The organism is Ekhidna lutea (assembly GCF_900188325.1).
GTDB lineage: Bacteria > Bacteroidota > Bacteroidia > Cytophagales > Cyclobacteriaceae > Ekhidna > Ekhidna lutea.
The window spans coordinates 27,777-52,528 of the sequence record NZ_FZPD01000002.1; the positions used below are offsets into that span (position 1 = coordinate 27,777).

The window sequence follows — 24,752 nt, forward strand, 5'->3', positions numbered from 1 at the left end:
TGGGACAGTATTTTGATTTAGAAAAGGCATTTTTGAACTTCACTATAGCGTAGATTTGAGTGTATTGTTCTCTTTTATTAGTTGTCACCTGTTTTCATTAATTAACTCAATATGAGAAGGTTATTTTTATATTTATTTATAGCTACAATTTCATTTTTATCTTATTCTCAGCCAGTAATATCTAATGCGGATTGGTTTGATCAGAATTCGGATGGGCAAATAGATCAGGTAGTATTGACGTTCGATGTGAATGTAGACATCACAGATGCAACTGCCGCAGCAGGTTCCTTTGATGTGATTTTAATAAATGGAGGAGCAATCACTTTTGACGATAATGACTACTCAAATGCAAACCAACCAACACTTACGCTAAATTTTACAGGAAATCAACTGAATACAACCAGCATCTCTGGTTTAACCGTAACCTATCAGCCTGGAGCAAGCTCAATCGTCAATGCAGGAGGAGCAACGGAAGTACTTACAGGTGAGGTAGGTGCTAATGGCGGTACCTATTCAGACTCTGCAGCTCCTCAAATTGTTGACTTTAGGTACGAGGATAATGACTCGGATGCTCAAATAGATCAATTTGTTGTAAGCTTCTCAGAGGCACTTGATGCTGCCAGTGTACTTAGCGCAAACGATCTACTATTCACGAACGACGGGGACTTTGATGGAGCACTTTTTGGCACCAACAATTCCAACTTACTTGGTGCAGGAGGCGAGACCAATGTAACAGTAGTTTTAGGAACAGCATCTACAGTGACAGATACAGAGGAGAATTCAGGTGCAATAGCTGTTAATACTCAAAATACCTTCAGCCTGACTGATGGTACAAATACAAATGCTACACTTGGTGCTCAGGGTCAAGCTACATTTAGTGATGGAGCCGCTCCCCAGATTTTGGACTTTGAATACGAGGATAATGACGCTGATGGTCAGATAGACCAATTTGTGATAACCTTTTCGGAAATACTAGATGCGGCTAGTACTCTTAGTGCTAATGATCTGACCCTTACAAATGTTGGTGATTTCACAAGCGCTGCTTTTGGCGCAGATGCAACTGATTTAGTCACCGCAGCAGCTGCGAATGTTACGGTTCCGTTAGGTACCGAATCTACTATCGGAGATACGGAAGAAAATTCAGGGACAATAGCAATATCTTCTCAAAATGCCTTCAGTATTACTGATGGCACGAACATCAACAATACGCTCGGAGCGCAATCTTTGGCATCTTTCAGTGACGGGGCAGCTCCACAGATCACAGATTTTGAGTACGGGGATAATGATGCAGATGGTCGGATTGATCAATTTATTGTAAGTTTTTCAGAGGCGCTGGATGCAGCCAGTGTCCTAAGTGCCAATGATCTCTCTTTTTCAAATGATGGGGATTTTGATGGAGCATTATTTGGTCCGGATGCTACTGATTTAGTTGTTGCGGCAGTTTCCAATGTAACAGTAGTTTTAGGAACTGAGTCTACAGTTGTAGATACAGAAGAGAATTCAGCTGCTATAGCTGTTAATACTCTAAATGGTTTTAGTCTAACAGATGGAACGAATGTGAACGCTACGCTTGGAGCACAATCTCAGGCTACATTTAGTGATGGAGCAGCTCCTCAGATTACGGACTTCCAATATCTGGACAATGACCTTGACGGTCAGATAGACCGTTTTGTTGTCAGTTTTTCAGAAGCTTTAGATGCAGCCAGTGTGCTTAGCGCAGATGATCTACTATTTACAAATGATGGAGACTTTGACGGAGCACTTTTTGGCACCAACACCACCAACCTGCTTGGTTCTGGCGGTGAAACTAATGTAACTGTGGTATTAGGAACAGCGTCTACGGTGGCAGACACTGAGGAAAATTCAGGAACAATAGCAATTAACACCCAAAATGCTTTTAGCCTGACTGATGGTACGAATACAAATGCTACACTTGGTGCTCAGGGTCAAGCTACATTTAGTGATGGAGCCGGCCCTGTTATTATTTCAGCTGTTACATCAGACAATAACCTTAATGGTCAGATAGACCGCATGACGCTGACATTTTCTGAAAATATTGATGATGGTAACTCGGGAATATTTGACAACACTACCGTAGATGTAGCAGGCTATGTTGGCGAAGCGAAAGTATCAGGAGATGATGATAATGCAGAAGTGATAATAAGTTTCACAGAATCAGGTAGCGGTGATACCGGTGCAACACCGAATGTGACCTTACTATTCGGTCAGGTAGAAGATGCATCAACCATTTCCATTGGAAGCAGTCAGGTATTCTCAGGAACTACAGACGGAGCAGCCCCTCAGATCACCGACTTTGAATATCAGGATAATGATAATGATGGGATGATTGACCAGTTGGCACTTTCGTTTTCAGAGACGCTGGATGCAGCCAGTGTCCTAAGTGCTAATGACCTAATATTTACAAATGATGGGGATTTTGATGGTGCCTTATTTGGTGCAGATGCTACTGATTTGGTAACAGGAGCAATTTCCAGTGTCACAGTAGTTTTAGGAACAGCGTCCACAGTTGTAGATACAGAAGAGAACTCAGCTGCAATAGCTGTTAATACTCAAAATGCATTCAGTCTCACCGATGGAACTAACATTAACAATACGCTTGGGGCTCAGGGTCAGGCCACATTCACTGATGGTGCAGGTCCGGTAATTCTTTCGGCAGTTACTTCTGATAATGATTTGGATGGCCAGATAGATCGTATAACGTTGACATTTTCTGAGAATATTGACGATGGCAACTCAGGAGTATTTGACAACACTACTGTGAATGTGGCAGGCTATGCTGGCGAGACGAAAGTATCAGGAGATGATGACAATGCAGAAGTAATAATAAGCTTTACTGAATCGGGAAGTGGAGATACCGGAGCAACGCCAAGTATAACCTTACAGGCAGGACAAGTGGAAGATGGTTTAACCAATTCTATTGCCGGAAGTCAGGTCTTTGCAGGAACTACTGACGGAGCAGCGCCACGGATCACAAATTTTGAGTATGAGGATAATGATGCAGATGGTCGGATTGATCAATTTATTGTAAGTTTTTCAGAGACGCTGGATGCAGCCAGTGTCCTAAGTGCCAATGATCTCTCTTTTTCAAATGATGGGGATTTTGATGGAGCATTATTTGGTCCGGATGCTACTGATTTAGTTGTTGCGGCAGTTTCCAATGTAACAGTAGTTTTAGGAACTGCGTCTACAGTTGTAGATACAGAAGAGAATTCAGCTGCTATAGCTGTTAATACTCTAAATGGTTTTAGTCTAACAGATGGAACGAATGTGAACGCTACGCTTGGAGCACAATCTCAGGCTACATTTAGTGATGGAGCAGCTCCTCAGATTACGGACTTCCAATATCTGGACAATGACCTTGACGGTCAGATAGACCGTTTTGTTGTCAGTTTTTCTGAAGCTTTAGATGCAGCCAGCGTGCTTAGCGCAGATGATCTACTATTTACAAATGATGGAGACTTTGACGGAGCACTTTTTGGCACCAACACCACCAACCTGCTTGGTTCTGGCGGTGAAACTAATGTAACTGTGGTATTAGGAACAGCGTCTACGGTGGCAGACACTGAGGAAAATTCAGGAACAATAGCAATTAACACCCAAAATGCTTTTAGCCTGACTGATGGTACGAATACAAATGCTACACTTGGTGCTCAGGGTCAAGCTACATTTAGTGATGGAGCCGGCCCTGTTATTATTTCAGCTGTTACATCAGACAATAACCTTAATGGTCAGATAGACCGCATGACGCTGACATTTTCTGAAAATATTGATGATGGTAACTCGGGAATATTTGACAACACTACCGTAGATGTAGCAGGCTATGTTGGCGAAGCGAAAGTATCAGGAGATGATGATAATGCAGAAGTGATAATAAGTTTCACAGAATCAGGTAGCGGTGATACCGGTGCAACACCGAATGTGACCTTACTATTCGGTCAGGTAGAAGATGCATCAACCATTTCCATTGGAAGCAGTCAGGTATTCTCAGGAACTACAGACGGAGCAGCCCCTCAGATCACCGACTTTGAATATCAGGATAATGATAATGATGGGATGATTGACCAGTTGGCACTTTCGTTTTCAGAGACGCTGGATGCAGCCAGTGTCCTAAGTGCTAATGACCTAATATTTACAAATGATGGGGATTTTGATGGTGCCTTATTTGGTGCAGATGCTACTGATTTGGTAACAGGAGCAATTTCCAGTGTCACTGTAGTGTTAGGAACAGCGTCCACAGTTGTAGATACAGAAGAGAACTCAGCTGCAATAGCTGTTAATACTCAAAATGCATTCAGTCTCACCGATGGAACTAACATTAACAATACGCTTGGGGCTCAGGGTCAGGCCACATTCACAGATGGTGCAGCTCCGATAGTAGCTGATCTTGAAATTTTTGATACCACTGTTGATGGCTTTATTGATCGGATTGATATCACATTTAGTGAAAATATTGATACAGATGATGGGGCTGCTCCGGCTACCGCAGATCTGGGTACATTAACATTACCTGATGGAGAGACGGTCAGTAACGCTATCTCTATTCCTGTAATCTCTGATCCGGCCGGAGGAACAAATATCGTTTCTGTAACTGGTATAGCAGACCAACTCGCAGAAAACACCGGTATTGGATCTCTAGATATAGACGGTTTGACTGGCCGATGGGAAGATGCGACGGGAAACGCAATAATTGCAGCGGGAGATGATTTCGAAACACTTACGGATGGTGCAAATCCTGCGCTTGTTAGTTCTTTCCCGGCGGATAATTCAGCAAGTTTTCCACCAGCCAGCAATATCACATTGACCTTCTCTGAAGATGTGGTTTTTGGCAGTGGAAATATTGACCTGAACAACATAACTACACCTGCTTCTTCTGTTTCATATGATGTGACTTCAGCTCCTGAATTAAGCCTTGCTACTAATACGGTCACTATTGATCCAGCTAGTGACTTGACATTAACAAATGAGTATGCTATTCAAATTGCTGCTACGGCAATTGATGATGGTACAGGTAATTCCTATCCCGGCATTTTAAATAACGATGATCTTGATTTTATAGCTAATAATACAGCACCTGTTGAGTGTCCGTATGATTACCAGACAAATTACAATGAGTCAGGCTCTGGTAGTAATAATGGACACCTCGCGTCCTCTCAATGTAATACCGACCCAGCTTCTATTTCAAGTTTGATAGATACTCAAACGGAAGCTGTTAATGTTTTTCATTACCATTTACAAAATGGAGATAATACTAGAGAAAACGTCACAAGCGTTACGATCAGAAGAGGAGCAGGCGATGATGTTGATTGGTCGGTAGCTCTTGGAGGAGCAATCCTGATTGATGAAAATGGACAATCTCAGGCTGGCGTCATTAGTGCAGATAATATAGCATTTACTTCAATACCGCATGGAAATGGCGCTCTGGGAGATTTACCAGGAAATGATGATGGTGATGATGGTACCTACCTCGGAAAAGAATATGCTTTACGCATTTGGTTTAATACTAATCTTGGTGCTGAGGCTATTGATATTGATGGAAAGGATTTGGAATTTGAATTGAGCACTGATGATTTAACCAATGTTGATAGGGTTTCATTTGGAGGTAATTATACTACTAGTAGTACACCAATAACCACCTCTGTGACTGTTAATGTAGTTGCAACAGAATATGTTTTTGATGTGCAGCCTTCTGATGTAAGTGCAACCGCTGTAATGTCACCTCCAGTCACACTTGAAGCCATTGATGAGAATGGCAACAGAGACCTTGACTATGATAATGTTGCTGATGCGGTACAAATTACTTCTACCGGCTCTCTATCACCTATTTATGCAACGCCAAGTGTGGCTAATGCCTCAGATTGGGTGAATGGTATTGGTACCGTAAGTGAAATTGTTCACAATGCTCCAGCTTCAGGAAGAGAGCTTAATACAACAGGCGGGGCTTTAACCGATGCTCCAACAAGTACGACTTTTGAGATTACCGCAGATGTTGCGCCTCCTGTTTTTCTTAATGCATACTATTATGATACCGATGGAGATGGTGATATTGATGAGATAGCCGTTGAAATGGGTGAGGAGATTGATGAGACTACAGCCGTAGCTGGTGAGTTCACATTAGGGTCCGGGTCCGTTGATGATGCCATTTTTAGTGGCCCTGCAAATAACCCACTGGATGCAACAGACACTGATGAATACTTCACACTTCAGGTGACTGTACCTGGTACACAAGTAACAACTTTGGGATATACACAAGGTACTTTAGCTGATGTATCTGGAAATCTTGCGAATTCAAATGCATCCATCACAACCGTAGATGTAGCAGATCCGGTATTTGTAGCTGCACACTTCTTTGATGCTGAGACGGTTAATGGGGTTATAGATGAGGTAGTTATTGAAATGAGTGAGCCCATTGAGGATGGAACAATCGTACCGGGAGATTTTAGCATTGATGGCGCGACACCTACCCTGGATGCATCTATATCTAACTCTTTGGACCCTGACGTTACAGATGACAAGTACTTTACTTTCACGGTAAGTCTGGTAGGAACCACAACATTTCCAACTTCATACACAGCCGGGTCACTAACAGATGTTGGGTCAAACAATGCTGCGTCTGATGGGAGCATTACTGAAAGTGATATGGCATCACCTGTTATAATCAACTCATTATCTCTTGATACAGACGGCAATGGAAATACTGATGCAATCGAGTTAGAGTTTTCTGAAAGTGTCAAGGATATCACATTCTCCCTATCTATAAGCGACTGGGCTGTTTCTTCAGATAATTTCGTTTCAGGCCTTCAGGATGATGTAATCACAGGGTTTTCATCGGAGGTTACTGACCTTGCGGCAGTTGATGTATTTGATGACCAATATGTCCGTTTAGAATGGAATCCAACCAATACATCCGGTACGGGTGCCTATCACCTGGAATACACCAATGGCGGAGATGATATTACTGATAATTCATCCAACCTAAATGCAATAGTAAACCTCTCTAATCAGGCCATAACAGATGGAGCATTACCTGTTTTTCTTTCAGCTAGCACTATTGATGATGGAAATGGATATTTGGATGGCATTCTGGTTAGGTTTTCAGATGTAATTGATGTAGCAGGAACCCTCGATGAAGATCCAACAGGTGGGTTTGATGATTTTTCGATAGCTGGTGGATATACAATTACTGCGGTAACTCCTGTAGCAGGAGCAGGCAATGACGATGATGAAATAATATTAACTGTGACAGAAATGGGATCTTATGATACAGATGCCACCCCGGGTGTTACGGTAAATGGAGGTGAATTAGATGATACAGATGCAAATACAATTCCAGGAGCAACGTTAACAGCTATTGATAATGCCGATCCGGTATTTGTCTCGGCAACAACCGCTGACTCAGATTCAGATGGACAAATTGATGAAATCAATATTCTTTTTTCAGAGGATGTGGATGCGGGTACCATAGATGAAATATCAGCAGGAGGTTTTGATGATTTTTCAGTTGTAGGATATACCATAAGCGCTGTTACTCCATTAGCAGGTACTGGAGTCGATGATAACGAAATAGTGCTTACAATAACTCAAAGCGGCAGCAATGATACCGGAGCTACTCCGGATGTAACAGTAAACGCAAGTCAGGTAGATGATTTGGTGGCAAATACAGCAGCTACTGCTACTTTGACATCCATTGATGGGGCACCAATTCTGATAACTGATGCCACATGGAATGATGCGAATACCGTAGATGGAAATATTGATCAGGTTGTATTAACATTCAGTGAAGCAGTAGATATCACCGATGCACTCTTTGCAGCGGATGGGTTTGATGGAATTGAAATTAATGGAGGTGCAAATGTTATTGATTTGGGCGACTACTCTGGAGATGGTGTTACCACACTCACATTGGATTTTGATGGCTCTCCGATTACTGGTACAGGTATCTCCGGTCAAACAGTGGCTTATGTTGCAGCTGGCACCAATGATATCATTGAAGATGGAATTTCAGCAAATGAAATGGCTGATGCTACTGCACCAATTAATAATACGGATAATGCAACACCGATTGCTAACACAATTTCAATCTCTTCAGATAATGCTACCAGCAATACACATGCCGTCACAGGAAATACGGTAACATTAGCTTTTACAGTTGATGACGATTTTGGCACAGATCCTACAGTTACATTTAAAAGTGGTGGGGCAAATATCAATAATGCGATTACTGTTGATAATTCATCTGCTCCTAATTATGAAGCAACGTTTGATGTTAATTCGTTAGATACGGATGGGCTTGTCACTTTTACAATTGACTTTACGGACGATGGTGGGAATGCTGGAACTACAGTAACGGCTGTTTCTGATGCAACCTCTGTAACAATTGACAAAGTAGCGCCAACATTAGTCATAACCAGAAATGCGGTTACAAATGGATCAATCAGCGGTACCAACGATAATGCTGTTTCATTTGACCTGGCTTTTAGTGAAGTAATTGATGTAGCAAACTTTAATGAGAGTGATATTACCCTTAACCTTGGAGGTGCTACAGCAGATCCATTGGCTGGTGGAGATTTAGTTGATGATGGGGATAATCAAAATTTCACACTTAATGTGTCTAATGTTGGCGGTGATGGTACTATTGATATAACCGTTTCAGGTACAGGCACACAAGATTTAGCTGGCAATACGCTGGCAGGTGATGAAACATCAGAATCATTCACAATTGACAACACAGCTCCAACGGCCACTATTACTCGAAATGCAGTAAGCAACGGGTCATTTACGGGCACCAATGATGCTTCCGTATCTTTTGACATAGCCTTTAGTACACCAATCGATAACAGTACATTTGTTTTAGGAGATGTCACAATAAATAATCCGGGTGGAGTTACCCTGGGAGCAGCTTCACTCACTCCTGATGGAGATGATCAAAATTATACGTTCACTATACCTGTAACTGCGGGAGATGGTGATTTAAGTATTTCAATGGCCGCAGGTTCAGTCAATGATGCCGCAACGAATGGATTGGGTAGTGCAGCTGCATCAGGCACCATTACGATTGATAACACAGCTCCTACAGCTTCTAATGTGACCATTACATCAGACAATGGAACTAATAATAATCAGGCTGTTACAGGAAACACAGTTACGCTTTCATTCACGGTAGATGATGACTTGACAGGAAACCCTTCTGCTACTTTCAGAAGCGGGGGAGCAGTCATCAATAACTCAGTATCTATTGGAGGGTCAAATCCTAATTATAATGCAAGCTTCGTTGTGGATGCAGCAGATGAAGACGGGAATGTGACCTTTACGCTTGATTTCACTGATGATGCCGGAAATTCAGCTACTCAAGTTACCAGCGTTTCAGGAACAGGTGCAGGCTCGAGTGTGAATGTTGATAATACAATTCCTACACTGACCATCACACGAAATACACCTGGCGCAGGTACGGTTAATGGAACCAATAGTGCCTCAGTTTCATTTGACCTGGCCTTTAGCGAAGTAATGGATGCCGGGTTTGACTTCAATGATATTTCCTTGGACGTTTCAGGTGTAACAGCAGATCCATTAGCTGTCGGGAACCTGGTAGATGATGGAGGTGGAGATTATACCCTGACGGTAAACAATGTAGCAGGAGATGGCACATTGGGTATAACAGTTTCCGGGGCGGGTTCACCTGACCCTGCAGGAAACACCTTAGCCAGTGATGTAACATCTGCTGTATTCACTATTGACAATACCGCCCCAACGGCCACTATTACTCGAAATGCAGTAAGCAACGGGTCATTTACGGGCACCAATGATGCTTCCGTATCTTTTGACATAGCCTTTAGTACACCAATCGATAACAGTACATTTGTTTTAGGAGATGTCACAATAAATAATCCGGGTGGAGTTACCCTGGGAGCAGCTTCACTCACTCCTGATGGAGATGATCAAAATTATACGTTCACTATACCTGTAACTGCGGGAGATGGTGATTTAAGTATTTCAATGGCCGCAGGTTCAGTCAATGATGCCGCAACCAATGGATTGGGTAGTGCAGCTGCATCAGGCACCATTACGATTGATAACACAGCTCCTACAGCTTCTAATGTGACCATTTCATCAAACAATGGAACTAATATTAATCAGGCTGTTACAGGAAATACAGTTACACTTTCATTCACGGTAGATGATGACTTGACAGGAAACCCTTCTGCTACTTTCAGAAGCGGGGGAGCAGTCATCAATAATTCAGTATCTATTGGAGGGTCTAACCCGAATTATAATGCAAGCTTCGTTGTGGATGCAGCAGATGAAGATGGGAATGTGACCTTTACGCTTGATTTCACTGATGATGCCGGCAATTCAGCTACTCAAGTTACCAGCGTTTCAGGAACAGGTGCCGGATCGAGTGTGAATGTTGATAATACAATTCCTACACTGACCATCACACGAAATACACCTGGCGCAGGTACGGTTAATGGAACCAATAGTACCTCAGTTTCATTTGACCTAGCCTTTAGCGAAGTAATGGATGCCGGGTTTGACTTCAATGACATTTCCTTGGACGTTTCAGGTGTAACAGCAGATCCATTAGCTGCCGGGAACCTGGTAGATGATGGAGGTGGAGATTATACCCTGACGGTAAACAATGTAGCAGGGGATGGCACATTGGGCATAACAGTTTCCGGGGCTGGTTCACCTGACCCTGCAGGAAACACCTTAGCCAGTGATGTAACATCTGCTGTATTCACTATTGACAATACCGCCCCAACGGCAACTATTACTCGAAATGCAGTAAGTAGCGGATCATTTGCCGGTACTACAGATGCCTCTATTTCGTTCGATATTTCTTTCAGCACACCAATTGATAACAGCACGTTTGTTTTAGGAGATGTCACAATAAATAACCCGGGTGGAGTTACACTGGGAGCAGCTTCACTCACTCCTGATGGAGATGATCAAAATTATACGTTCACTATACCTGTAACTGCGGGAGATGGTGATTTGAGTATTTCATTGGCCGCAGGATCGGTAGAAGATGATGCTACCAATGGGCTGGGAAGTGCAGCAACTTCAGGAATCATTTCGATAGACAACACTGCTCCAACAGCATCTAATGTGACGCTTTCATCGAACAATGGAACTAACGCGGATCAGGCTAATACAGGCAATACAGTATCGCTTTCATTCACTGTGGATGATGATCTGACTGGAAATCCGACGGTAGCCTTCCGTAGTGGAGGTGTAGCAGTAGCTGGTACTGTGACCATAAGTGGTGTGAACCCTACCTATACGGCCAGCTATGTGGTGGATGCAGGTGACAGGGATGGGAATGTGACGTTCACGCTGGACTTTATAGATGATGCTGGCAATGCTGCAACTCAGGTTACAGCTGTTTCCGGAACAGGAGCAGGTACGAGTGTAAACGTTGACAATACCAATCCTACACTGACCATCACACGAAATGCACCTGGTGCGGGTACGGTTGATGGAACAAATAGCAACTCCGTTTCATTTGACCTTGCTTTTAGCGAAGTAATGGATGCAGGATTTGACTTCAATGATATTTCCTTAGATTTTTCAGGAGTAACAGCAGATCCTTTAGCTGCCGGGAACCTGGTAGATGATGGAGGTGGAGATTACACCCTTACGGTAAATAATATAGTTGGAGATGGTACACTAGGTATCACTGTTTCAGGTGCTGGTTCTCCTGATCTCGCAGGAAATACGCTGGTAAGTGATGTCACTTCTGATGTCTTCACTATTGACAATACAGCTCCAACTGCAACCATTACTCGAAACGCTGTAAGTAGCGGTTCATTTACTGGTACCAATGATGCGTCTGTATCTTTCGATATTTCTTTCAGCACTACGATTGATAACAGCACCTTTGTTGTTGGAGATGTCACAATAAATAACCCGGGTGGAGTTACACTTGGCGCTGCATCTCTCACTCCGGATGGAGATGATCAAAATTACACGTTTACCATACCTGTGACAGGGGGAGATGGTGATTTGAGTATTTCAATGGCCGTCGGATCTATAGCTGATGACGCAACTAATGGGTTAGGTAGTGCGGCCTCTTCAGGAACAATTACGATAGACAACACAGCTCCAACGGCATCCAATGTGACGCTTTCATCGAATAATGGAACTAATACCGATCAGGCTAATACAGGAAACACAGTATCACTTTCATTCACTGTAGATGATGATCTGACAGGAAATCCGACAGTTGCCTTCCGAAGTGGTGGAGTGTCAGTTGCTGGAGGAGTGACCATAACCGGAGCAAATCCTAACTATACTGCCAGCTATGTAGTGGATGCCGGAGACAAAGATGGGAATGTAACATTCACATTAAACTTCACAGACGATGCTGGTAATGCAGCAACACAGGTTACAGCTGTCTCAGGAACAGGTGCAGGCACCAGTGTAAATGTTGATAATACCATCCCAACGCTTACAATAACTCGAAACGCACCTGCCGCTGGTACGGTGGACGGTACCAATAGTAATTCAGTCTCTTTTGATTTGGCCTTTAGCGAGGTTATGGATGCCGGGTTTGACTTCAGTGATATTTCGCTGAATCTTTCAGGAGTAACTGCTGATGTATTGGCTGCCGGCGATCTCGTAGATGATGGAGGTGGAGATTACACGCTAACGGTATCAAACATAATAGGCGATGGCACACTCGGAATTACAGTTTCCGGTGCAGGCTCACCTGATCCTGCAGGAAATACACTGGCGAGCGATGTAACATCAAGCGTATTTACCATAGATAACACGGCTCCAACGCTTCAAAGCGCTACGGCTAACAGCTCTACTTCTATCACAATAACATTAGATGATAATGTTCAAATACTTTCAAATACCCCTGGAGACTTCATTGTTACTGATGCACAGGGTACCACCTTTACGGTAACGGGTGTATCTGATGGAACGGCTGGTGACGCTAGCCTTAATTTAACGGTAAATGATTTTTCAGGCTCAGTAGGGGACTTGACGGTCACCTATGCTTCAAGTACCAGCAATTATGCTGATTTATCTACAAATCAATTAGCAGATGATGCAACAGGATTATTGATTGAGAGAAACCTGAATGTTGCTCCAAGTCTTACAGAGAACTCCACAGGACTAACAGAGGATACAGCTTCAGATGTAGCTATGTACCGCTCAAATACTACTGGTGTTGAAACGTCCACACCTGTGGATATTACGCCAAACATTGCCGGAACGAGTACGATTACGGTTTATAGCGATGCTGGACTGAGCACCATGGTTTATCAGGAGACCAATGTGACTGGATCTGTATCACCAACACTAGCTGACTTCTTCCCGTCTATTGATTTTTCTGATGGAAATGCCGATCATGGAATCTATACTTTCTACATCACTGAAACAGCAACCAACAGTGCAGATAGTGAAGGTCCTTCAGCTAAGTATTCAATCGCTTTGTTAGATGCAGTAAGCCTTAGTCCAGATGCTAATGCATTTAGTGAAGATAATAACACCGGTACAACGCTTACTGTAAATAATCACCCATCCGACCAAACGCTGAGGTTCACTGGAAATGGGTTAACTGATGTTAATTATGGTTCAACAACCTCGAGCTTAAGATTTGTACCAAGTAGTGCCGGTAGTACAAATTCACCACATGATATCAGGCTGGAATTTGAGAATGCAGATGGTGAAACTGCAAATTTCATTGCACAAACCATTGTAGTTAACTCTGCAAATAATGTTTTAAGTTCAGGCCAAACAACCAGCTTTTGTCGAGTAGATGGGATTGAGGTGATTAATGTAAATAGTAATCCTTCAGGTATTGATACTGGAGAAGATACTGATACATCGCAGCAAGATTTTTATGATGTTGAAGCTTATTACATTAAAAATGGTTCCAGATATACTGGAATTACAGGAAGCACTACAGGAATTGCCGGAGCGGGTAATATATCACGCATCATTTTACCATATGATAGAAATGGGGACGATGTGGATGATAGGGATGATGGAACACTTGGTATAACTGCTGGTGATCCAACTTTTGCAGCTAATGGTATATGGAAAATTGATCCATCTGCATTAACCGATGATCTTTTCACTCCATCAACAGAACGGGCTGATATAGATACTATTAGGCTGATTTATTATGTGGTTGATGAAGTTAATACCACGGTATTCCAGCAAATTAGTCAGGTCGATATTTACATCTATCCGGATCCGGTGGTTGAAATTACGAGTTCAAATGATGTGGTGTGTGAGGATGAGGATCCATTTGCGCTAACAGCTACCTTAAATGGTGTTTCTGTTACCGTAGATAGCTATGAAATTAGCCTGGGAGCTAGCTCTGCCACCATCACAGGAAATCTGTTTGATCCGGCCAATCCATTGGGTATGGCTACCGCACCGGATGATCCATCTGGTGATTATGAGATCATTTATACGTCGGACTTGAGTGATGGGGGTAATGGATGTACCGATATGGATACCATCAATATTGAGGTGCTTGCTAAACCGGGAATTAAAGAGCTTGATACCGATATATCGGGTAGAGGTGAATTTGATGCCATTAACAATATTTATACAATTGAGTATTGTGAAGGTGAGACTTTTGACGATTTATCGATCACATTAGATGGTAATGATGAAATTAGATGGTACACGAATTCATTTCTTACTACAGAACTGGATATTGTTGACGGGAACGCTGACGGATCATTGGTGACAGCCACAGATTTCTTTGGTATTTCTGAAGTTCAGGGCGGTGAAGATGAAGACTTCTACTATGTCCTGGTTGATAATTTGGATAAAGGTGGCGTTTGCCAATCTGATGTAATACAGGTAAGGTTTATCGGACATAGCACACCGGATACTCCTGAAGCTGACTTAACATCATCTACCGCTGGAGGGTCGATCAATGCCACGTCAGTAGAATACAATTACTGTGTAAATACAGGTGCAAGCGCGACAATAGAGGATATAATCCTAAATCCACTCCCGGCCACAGGAGAAGCATATTTTACTGTACTTGCGGCTGATACTGTTTTGTTCGCTCAGTTGACCAATACAACCATGCAATTTGATTCATTGTTGTCTGACCTTACAGCTGGGGCTTCTTATGAATTTGAAATCCTGATCGTGGATTACGATAATTCCTTCCCGGCTACCGAACCGGCAGAAGGTACTGAGTTTACCGGGTGTGCAAGTGATACATTAACGGTAGCCATCAACGTATTTGAGATACCTTCAGCTCCTGTTCAATCAGAATTTGCAGATAATCCAAACATGGTCGGAGATGTAATAACCTATTACATGTGTGCAGGAGAAGAACTTCCAGATATCAGTATTAACCCTCCGAACGGAGTAAATGAGTATTTGTACGAATGGTCACTGACGCGTGGCGGAAGTCCATTGACGATTAGCGATAACCAGGGAGATAGACTTCAGGTTGACGATTACAATAATTCCTTCGGTGTTGATGTGATTAATACTCCGGGAACGTATTCCCTTTATACAGCAATTAATTCAAACGTAAGGAACGATGCGGATTTTACAGGTTGTACCTCTGATACCACGCAGGTTTCGTTGATTGTCTATCCTGTTCCGGGTACACCAACAATAGATGCGCCTACCAATACTTCTGTTGGTACGCCTACTGGCGGGTTTGATTACTCATTCAATTATTGTGTGGGTGCTGGTACGGGACTGCCATCGAATACACCTTTTGATGTGACAGTTCCAAGCTCTGCGACAGCCGGAAATGATGAACGCTTGATTTGGTTTACAGCAACGGATGATGGAACTGCCATTGCCAATGCAAACCCTGTGGCCTTCGGAACAAATGTGACAGCTACAAACCTTGGTATGGCAGGTGCTACCAATGAAACCTTTGAGTTTGCAGTGATCCACAACACAGATTTGGTTCCTGGATACGATGAATTTGAAGGCTGCTTTAGTGATACGGTATTTGTTCAGATATTGGTGAGCACAATTCCTGCAACACAGTTTAGAATTGACGGTATCACTGCAGGTGAAACAACAACATTTAGTTTCTTCGATGTTAATGCTTCTATTATCGCTACTGATGGCGTGGTGTTTGAAATTCGTGACGCATCTAATGCACTAGTGGATGGATCAACGCAAAGTGATTTAACACCTGCTGCTTTTTCAATTCCAACTGCCGGTAGATATACAGCTAGTTTGAGTATTACTACTAGTGCAGGATGTGAAGAAACTGAAACGAGGGAATTCCAGGTTCTGGAGAAGATTACCGTAACCGGACTTTATACTCAGGACTTTGAGTCCTCTGATGGTGGATGGTTTGCGGAATTCCAAAGCGACGATGGATTAACAGGCGACCTAAACACTCCGGCCAGACAAAGCAGCTGGGCATGGGGTGCTAAGACCAATGCGAGTGTACCTGAAATTGTGAACTTCTCGGGTGGGGCAGATGGAACATCCTCCGGGTGGCATACAAACTTAACAGGTACATATCAAGGAGGAGAAGAGTCTTATGTTTACTCACCGGCATTTGATATAAGCACCTTAGTGAATCCAGCTTTGTCGATGTATACATTTAGAAGTTTAGACAGCTCTAAGGATGGTGTGGTGATGCAGTATTCTACGGATGATGGAGAAACCTGGAAGAATATTGGAGACTATAATCCGGCTAATACAGTACCGTCAACAGGTAACAACTGGTATACAGAAAATGGCATATCGAGTGCACCTGGTGATTTGACTGTCGGCTGGGATGCTGGCTTAAGTACTGATTTCAATACTGGTGATGTAGGGTGGGCAAACCAATTAGCAAATCCTGATTCTATTGTGTGGAAGGAAAGTGTTCATGCATTGGAGTTTGATGCGACCGATGATTTGACAAATGTTAGGTTCAGATTTGCATTGGGTGCTTCAGGTGCAATAACTGATGTAAAAGAGGGATTAGGCTTTTCGTTTGATGAGTTGACCCTCTTCCAGCTGGATCGAAATGTACTTGTTGAACAGTTTTCAAGCATGCTTTCGGCCACAAGTAGATCTGTAAATAATGCCATTCGTCAGTCGACACCAAATGTTCTGGCTATCAATTACTTTACCGGGATATCTAATAGTGGTGCCAGATTTGATCAGCTAAACAGAAGAAGCAAAGCAGGTCCTGCTGCACGGTCGTCTTATTATGGAATTGATCGGGTACCAAGCTCTGTATTGGATGGGGACCTTTATCCCCAAACTAATAGCCTAAACTGGGATGAAAATGATGTGGAAATTAAGTCGATTCAACCAACTAAGTTCTTGCTACCGCTCGGGACAAACGGTGTGAGAATCGATAATAATGGAGCTGATGATCAGCGTATAGAAGCTTCTATTTCGTTTGTTGCGCAAAATTCAGAACCGGAAAACTTTGATATCACCTTCCACTTCGCAGTTGTTGAAAAAGAGGTACTCATTACGGATATTCTTGCCGATGATCCAAATTTCGATACTGGTGTGTATCAGAACGATGATACTCTCAGGAATGTATTAAGAGTGATGCTGCCGGATGCTGCCGGCTTTAGTCACAAAGGTGTGGTGAATCCCGGGCAAACGTTCGATTATACCATAGAGTGGAATATCACAGATGTATATGCGCCTGATGAACTGAGAGTTATCGCTTTTGTGCAAAACAGAAAAACAAAGCAGATTTTACAAGCCGGATGGGGTGAAGTAAATGGCAAGACACAACTTGCCCTTGGTTTAGATGAGCAATTGGATGATATGGATATATATCCAAACCCGGCTGATCAGGTGGTCACCTTAGATTTTGCAGATCCAATTGTGGAGGAAACCGAGTGGGTGATCTTTGATCAGGCTGGCCGAGAGGTGCTGAAAGGGCAAATAACGAAAGGCACGCGAACATTGACCATTGAAACCAAAGATGTTCCTTCAGGACTATACTTCATCTACCTTTATGCGGAGGAGCGTAAGCGACAGTCCAGACGAGTTCTGATCCTTCATTAATTATAAACCAGCAATAAAAAGCCCCTGTTGATTTCCAGCAGGGGCTTTTTTAATCCTATCAGGATTTTAAATCCTGATAGGGTTGCTTTCTATTATTGATATAGTCGTCCAACCACTTGGGGTGGTGGGACGACTAGCTACACCACAATATTCACGATCTTTTTAGGAACAACAATCACCTTACGAGGGTCTTTCCCGTCCATCCATTTTTGAATCGTTTCATTGGCTAGCGCTCCGGCTTCTACATCTTCTTTACTCGCATCAGCAGGGAAGCTGATTTTCGCTCGCATTTTTCCATTAACAGAAACAGGGTATTCGATGGAATCCTCAACCAGATATTTCTCCTCGAACACTGGATATGCCGCATCAACAACAGAGGTTTCATAGCCAAGTAAGTGCCACAGCTCTTCGGCAATGTGCGGAGCAAAAGGAGATAGGATGATTGTCAACGGCTCCAGAATTGCTCGTTTGTTACACTTTTGAGCTGATAATTCATTCACAGCAATCATAAATGTGCTGACTGAGGTATTTAAAGAAAGCCGCTCAGCATCTTCAGATACCTTTTTGATGGTACTATGAAGCACTTTCAATTCATCTTTCGTTGGAGCATCCTCAGAAACAGCAAACTGATCTGCGTTGTGAAATAGCGACCAGAACTTTCTCAAAAACTTATAGACACCCTCGATACCATTGGTATTCCAGGGTTTGCTCTGCTCGATAGGGCCGAGGAACATTTCATACATTCTGAGTGTATCTGCACCGTATTTTTCAACCAAGTCATCAGGGTTGACTACATTGAATTTGGATTTGGACATTTTTTCTACTTCCCAACCGCAATGGTATTTTCCATCTTCAAGGATGAATTCAGCATCTGAAGTATCCGGGCGTGATTGTTTGAATGCTTCAATATCAAGGATGTCATCTTTTACAATATTGACGTCCACATGTAAGGGAATGCTTTTAAAAGTATAGTCATAACTATAGGATACTCCTTCTTGACTATCCTTGATTACTTTATCAATAACTCTTTGAATTTTCAGATGTTCTTTTTCAGTCAGTATTCCTTTTTCTGCTTTTTGATGATATCCCGCTGATATAAAAATTGGTTTTACAAATTCTGATATCTTTTTAGATTCTTCACTCGTTAGGCTAACATTAAGTCTATAAACAAAATTTGATCGTCCCTGGATCATCCCTTGATTCACCAGTTTCTTTGCATACTCATCTACTTCTATGATGCCCATGTCGTTGAGAAACTTTACCCAAAAGCGGGAGTATAATAAGTGACCTGTAGCGTGCTCGCTTCCGCCAAGATAGAAGTCCACCTCTTTCCAGTAGTTCATGGCTTCTTTACTGCAAAACTCCTTTTCATTGTCAGGATCCATATAGCGGAAGAAGTACCAGCTGCTGCCGGCCCATCCGGGCATGGTTGAAAGTTCATACGGATGACCTTTATAGTTCCAGTCGTCAGCCCGGCCTAATGGTGGATCACCGTCTTCTGTAGGGAGATACTCATTGATCTTGGGCAGATTAAGTGGCAGTTCCTCATCCGGGACAAGCTTTGGAATTCCGTCTTCATAATAGACAGGGATGGGCTCGCCCCAGTACCGCTGACGACCGAAAATGGCATCTCTGAGTTTATAATTCACTTTCCTTACCCCAATTCCCCGCTTTTCCACTTCTTCAATGCCTTTTTCCATTGCCTCTTCAGGCGAAAGACCATCTAGAAAATCGGAGTTGATGATCTTTCCTTCTTTGGTTGGGTCCGCTTCTGTCTCTGTTAGCTTTTGAGCATCATTGATGATCGGGATTGGAAGGTTAAACTTCTTAGCAAAATCAAAATCCCGCTGATCACCGCTCGGAACGGCCATTACTGCACCGGTACCATAGCCAGCTAATACATAGTCAGCTACATAGACTGGAATTTTCTCATTCGTGAATGGATGAATAGCATAACTTCCTGTGAATGAACCAGTCACATTCTTAGCGTCACTCATTCGTTCACGTTCCGATCTGTTCTTTGCAGCTGTCACATAGGCATCTACATCAGCTTTCTGCTCCTGAGTTGTAAGCTCGGCTACCAGCTCACTTTCAGGGGCGACCACCATAAAGCTCACCCCAAAAATGGTGTCAATCCGCGTGGTGAATACCCTGATTTTACTATCAGAATCTGCAACCGGAAAGTCAATCTCTGCACCATATGACTTACCGATCCAGTTCCGTTGCATCTCTTTTATAGGCTCTGGCCAGTCAATCTTATCCAACCCTGACAGTAGCCGGTCAGCATATGCAGTGATGCGCATACTCCATTGAGGCATTTTCTTCTTTACCACCGGGTGGCCTCCACGTTCAGAGAATCCATCCTTTACCTCATCATTGGAAAGCACGGTACCAAGTGCCGGGCACCAGTTTACAGTGGTTTCAGCCTGGTAGGTCAATCTATACTTCAGCAAGAAAAGCTGCTTTTCTTTTTCAGAATAGCTATTCCAATCGTCTGCGGATATTATTGGAGTATCTGCATCACAAGCTGCATTAATGCTTGCATTGCCATTTTTTTCAAGTTGAGCAATCAAAGTATCAATATGCTCAGCCTTGTCTGTTTCATTATTGTACCAACTATTATAGATGAGCTTAAATATCCATTGCGTCCATTTGTAGAAGGAGGGATCGCTGGTTCTGACCTCCCTTGACCAATCATATGAGAAACCAAGTGCTTTAAGCTGCTCCTTGTATCGTGTGATGTTTTCTTCTGTTGTGATGGCGGGATGTTGCCCCGTTTGAATTGCATATTGCTCTGCCGGCAAACCAAAACTATCGAACCCCATGGGGTGTAGGACATTAAACCCATTCAGACGTTTATACCTGGCTACAATGTCTGATGCGATGTATCCCAGGGGATGGCCTACATGCAGTCCAGCTCCCGAAGGGTATGGAAACATATCCATGATATAGTACTTCGGCTTGTCTGATAAGTTGGACACCTCATATACTTTTTCGTCCTTCCAGTACTTCTGCCATTTTTTCTCAATATCCTGGAAATTGTATTCAGCCATCTATCTAATTTTTTTAAGCTCGCAAAGGTAAAAGATGAAAAGAAGAAATGAGCATAAATATTCTAGGCCGAATATATGCCTTGTAGTGCGTGGGACTATATTTATGCGAATTCCATGTGTCCTTTTAAAAATTAACTATACACACATGAAATAGGTTTACAAATCAAGGAAACCATTGGTTATTTGTGCTGTCTTTACCTCAAAACACACTCAATATAAAAGGATGAAATACACACTGATTTTTTTACTCGCAATTTCGATGGCTGGAGCAGCACAGGCGCAGGAAAGTGACACCACCAAAACGGAGAATAAACCTGCAGTTTCGGATACCATTCCAAATTCTGCACAAAAGCAGACATCAAAAGAGGATGACACGCCTAAAATCATTTATTATCAGTCAACGGAAGATAATAGTAGAGATCATAAAAGAAAGCGTAGGCAAGACATCAAAACCTTAAGTGGGTCCATGAGTCATAGTGGTGGGTTTGGGGCTCTCTCATTCCGTTCTACTGAGTTTAGAAATGAGTCGCTGGTGCTTGCAGGACTTAGAGGCGGATGGATCATTAATCGAACACTAGGGATAGGAGTAGAGGGTCATGGAATTATTCCAACGGCGAAATTTGATGATATTGAAGCTGGTAGGGAAGTGAACATTCTGGGCGGATATGGCGGTATGTTTCTTGAGCTGATCTTTTTCTCCAATGAGGTCGTTCATGTAACCTTCCCGGTATCCGGTGGTGCGGGTTGGTTAGGCTACCATCGAACAAGTGAGGATGTAACCATGCCGGGCCCGATAGATCAGGAGGTAGATGGTGATGTGTTTTGGTATTTAGAGCCGGGGGCTGATCTTGAGTTCAATGTTAGCCGCAACTTCAGACTGGCCTTGGGAGCAAGTAAAAGATTTACACAGGATTTGGAGCTTGTTAACACCAAATCAAATGCCTTTGATAAACTCAACTACTTTATCACGCTGAAGGTAGGTGGGTTCTAGGTCAAAACATTGAAAAAGTAAAAAGCCCCTTCCATTGCTGGTTGGGGCTTTTTGATTAGCGATTAGGTATATTTTAACGCTATTTCCGTCGACTTAGTGGAGTTAACTTCTCTTCATAAGTGAGCCTATTCCACCTGGTCTTGTATTCTTCATCAGAGATTGTCGCAGCACGACCCTTAATGCCCGTTTTTACTTTAATGTAAAGGGTAGGTCTGTAATATTTATCGTCTGTGTACTCACTACTATAGAAGTCAATTTCATAGTTCACAGGATTAAGCATTACTACAACCATCCCTTTATTGGTGTCTTCATCGGTTGCCCAAAAGGATATTTCCTTGCGGTTCAAAAGGAAGGGCACGGTTCCGTTAAAGTAGAAACCTGATGGAAGTCTATACATATCTGAAAAATCATTGGCTCCTTTAGCTTCGGTTTCAGCGGCTCCAGGGCTAGTCCACTTAATGCTACCGTCGGAGGTTGTCCAATCTGCTTTACCTTCAACAACAACTGGAGCATCACTTCGAAGAGTTTTAACACCTATCCAATTTTCACTATTGGGAGGGCTTCCTTTTTCTGAAGGAACTGCTGCTCTTAAGTATAGAATTGCTTCTACTATTTCGAAAGTCGCTCCTTCAAGTTCATTATTAATAAGATCACGAATCTTTGGAAAAAATAATAGGGAATGCGTGCTATCATTTTCTACTGAGCTATTCACACTTAAAACCTGACCATATTCATTATTCCCTCGGTCATCGATAGATAGATCAATTGCTTCGTTGTAAGCGTTAAATCCATTTGAGAAGTAAAATTCAAAAACATTATCTGAGTTTCCGTCCAGCCCATCAGAGCCGTCTGATCCATTATCGCCATCGCATACATATGCGGTAGCATCGATCTCAGCGACATCTAAGGTGCCATTATCATTATCATCAATACCTGTTCTTATTCGGATTCCGCCACTTGTACAATCTCCCAGAGCGCCTGAAAATGAAAAGATGTCAATTAAGCTATTGCTACCATTGGAACCATCATTGCCATCCAGACCATCGCAAACGTAAAATGACACGTCTACTTCAGGGTTATCAAGATTGTTATTCATGTTGTCATCTATGCCAATCTCAACAAGAGTGCCGGCATTTGCACAATTTGCTCCGGCAGGCTCAAATGTGGTTCTGACTACACTGTTTTTACCGTTAGTACCATTTGTTCCATCACTTCCATCTGCTCCATTGCATACCGAGTGAGTGGTCAAAACCTGATCGCCTACATCTTCAAGATCGCCATCTCCATTATTATCATAACCAAAAGTTAACTTCGTGCCACCATTGCCGCAGGTTCCAAGATCAGGTTCGGAAGTAACGATGACACTCTTTCCATCAGCACCATTTTCTCCATTGGTGCCATCTTGCCCGTTACAAACGTATAAAGGACTTCCAATTATTTCGCCTGGTTCAAGTGTGCCATTTGCATCACTATCCAACCCTACTTCAATCTTTATTCCTCCACTACTGCAGTTGACTCCTGGTTCTTCAGTCGTTGTTTTAATTAAACCATTTAACCCATCTGTGCCGTTGTTGCCATCTTCACCATCCTGACCATCAGTGCCATCTAACCCATTACATACATAATAGGTATAGTCAATTTCATCACTTTCAAGTGTGCCATCCACTGTTACATCATCCATTCCAACATCTATTCTAAGTCCACCATTTTCACAGCCTCCCTGGCTATCATTAAAGGATGTAACAGTCATTAAGCTACTTACTCCATCGGCTCCATCAATACCATCAGCTCCGTCATTTCCATCGCTTCCGTTGCATACATAGGAAGTCGCGTCAACTTCACTTTCACTCAAAGTATTGTCATTATTTGTGTCTATACCGACCTGAATGAGCAACCCACCATTTGCGCAATTAGCTCCTGATTCCTCAGTAACGACATTTATAAGAGTGGAAAGGCCATCTGATCCATCAGTTCCGTCAGCCCCATCTTCCCCGTTGCAAATGCTATAGGAAGATTGCACTTCATTAGGATCTGCGGAATCAAGCTGTCCATTGTCATTTTGATCAAGACCGACTTCTATTTGAATACCTCCATTCGGGCAGGAGTCATCGCTGGATACTCTGATCAGACTGGTTAATCCATCAGCACCGTCCGTACCATCTGATCCAATCGCACCGTCTTGTCCATTGCAGACGAAAAAGGAGGTTTGTACTTCATTGTCATCTAAGGAGTTATTACCGTTTATGTCGGATCCAACCTCTACAAGGGTACCGCCATTCTCACAGTTATTGCCCGGTGTTTCCGGCGAGGTTCGCGCAACAAGTTGGTTTGCGCTAGAGCCGTCTGAGCCATTAGATCCATCAGATCCATTGCAAATAAAGCTTACCGTGGATATTTCACTGTCATCCAATGTACCGTTTCCATTAGCATCTTGCCCAACAGATATTTTGACTCCTCCGTTGGAGCAATTGTCTCCGGCTTGCTCATCCTGAACATCTACAAGTGCATTAAAGCCATCAATACCATCAACTCCATTAACTGGGTCGGTGGTGGTTTCGCTGCATGAATAAATTAGAAATGTAAAAAGTAAGAAGCTGGTTCTTAATGATTTAAGGGTGAGTTTAATCATTGTTGTAGTGATTGAATTAGAACGATTAGTTTTTAAATGTAATATTATCACGAAAAAATATAATTATTCTTTGAGAAAC

Annotated in this window: 4 protein-coding genes; 2 read left to right on the plus strand and 2 right to left on the minus strand. The window is 42.8% G+C overall.

Annotated features, from left to right (window positions below):
- Positions 1-111: 111 nt before the first annotated feature.
- Complete coding sequence (locus tag CHB71_RS04080; RefSeq protein WP_089355629.1) at positions 112-18,000, plus strand: T9SS type A sorting domain-containing protein; 17,889 nt, start codon at positions 112-114, stop codon at positions 17,998-18,000.
- A 137-nt stretch (positions 18,001-18,137) separates the two neighbouring features.
- On the opposite strand, the gene CHB71_RS04085 is transcribed toward CHB71_RS04080, so the two are convergent.
- The gene (locus CHB71_RS04085; protein ID WP_089355630.1) at positions 18,138-21,053 is read right to left on the minus strand and encodes a leucine--tRNA ligase; all 2,916 of its coding nucleotides are present in this window, start codon (positions 21,051-21,053) and stop codon (positions 18,138-18,140) included.
- Between the two features lie 223 nt (positions 21,054-21,276).
- Between CHB71_RS04085 and CHB71_RS04090 the strand changes: the two genes are divergently transcribed.
- Positions 21,277-22,044: a hypothetical protein gene (locus tag CHB71_RS04090; protein ID WP_089355631.1), complete on the plus strand. Its 768-nt coding sequence runs from the start codon at positions 21,277-21,279 to the stop codon at positions 22,042-22,044.
- A gap of 79 nt (positions 22,045-22,123) precedes the next feature.
- Here the strand turns inward: CHB71_RS04090 and CHB71_RS04095 are convergent, their stop codons facing one another.
- The gene (locus tag CHB71_RS04095) at positions 22,124-24,673 is read right to left on the minus strand and encodes a DUF7151 family protein (protein WP_089355632.1); all 2,550 of its coding nucleotides are present in this window, start codon (positions 24,671-24,673) and stop codon (positions 22,124-22,126) included.
- Positions 24,674-24,752: the final 79 nt, after the last annotated feature.

Bases quoted from the DNA above. Each gene is read 5' to 3' on its own strand.
- CHB71_RS04080 (WP_089355629.1), top strand. From the start codon at position 112: ATGAGAAGGTTATTTTTATATTTATTTATAGCTACAATTTCATTTTTA.
- CHB71_RS04085 (WP_089355630.1), bottom strand. From the start codon at position 21,053: ATGGCTGAATACAATTTCCAGGATATTGAGAAAAAATGGCAGAAGTAC.
- CHB71_RS04090 (WP_089355631.1), top strand. From the start codon at position 21,277: ATGAAATACACACTGATTTTTTTACTCGCAATTTCGATGGCTGGAGCA.
- CHB71_RS04095 (WP_089355632.1), bottom strand. From the start codon at position 24,673: ATGATTAAACTCACCCTTAAATCATTAAGAACCAGCTTCTTACTTTTT.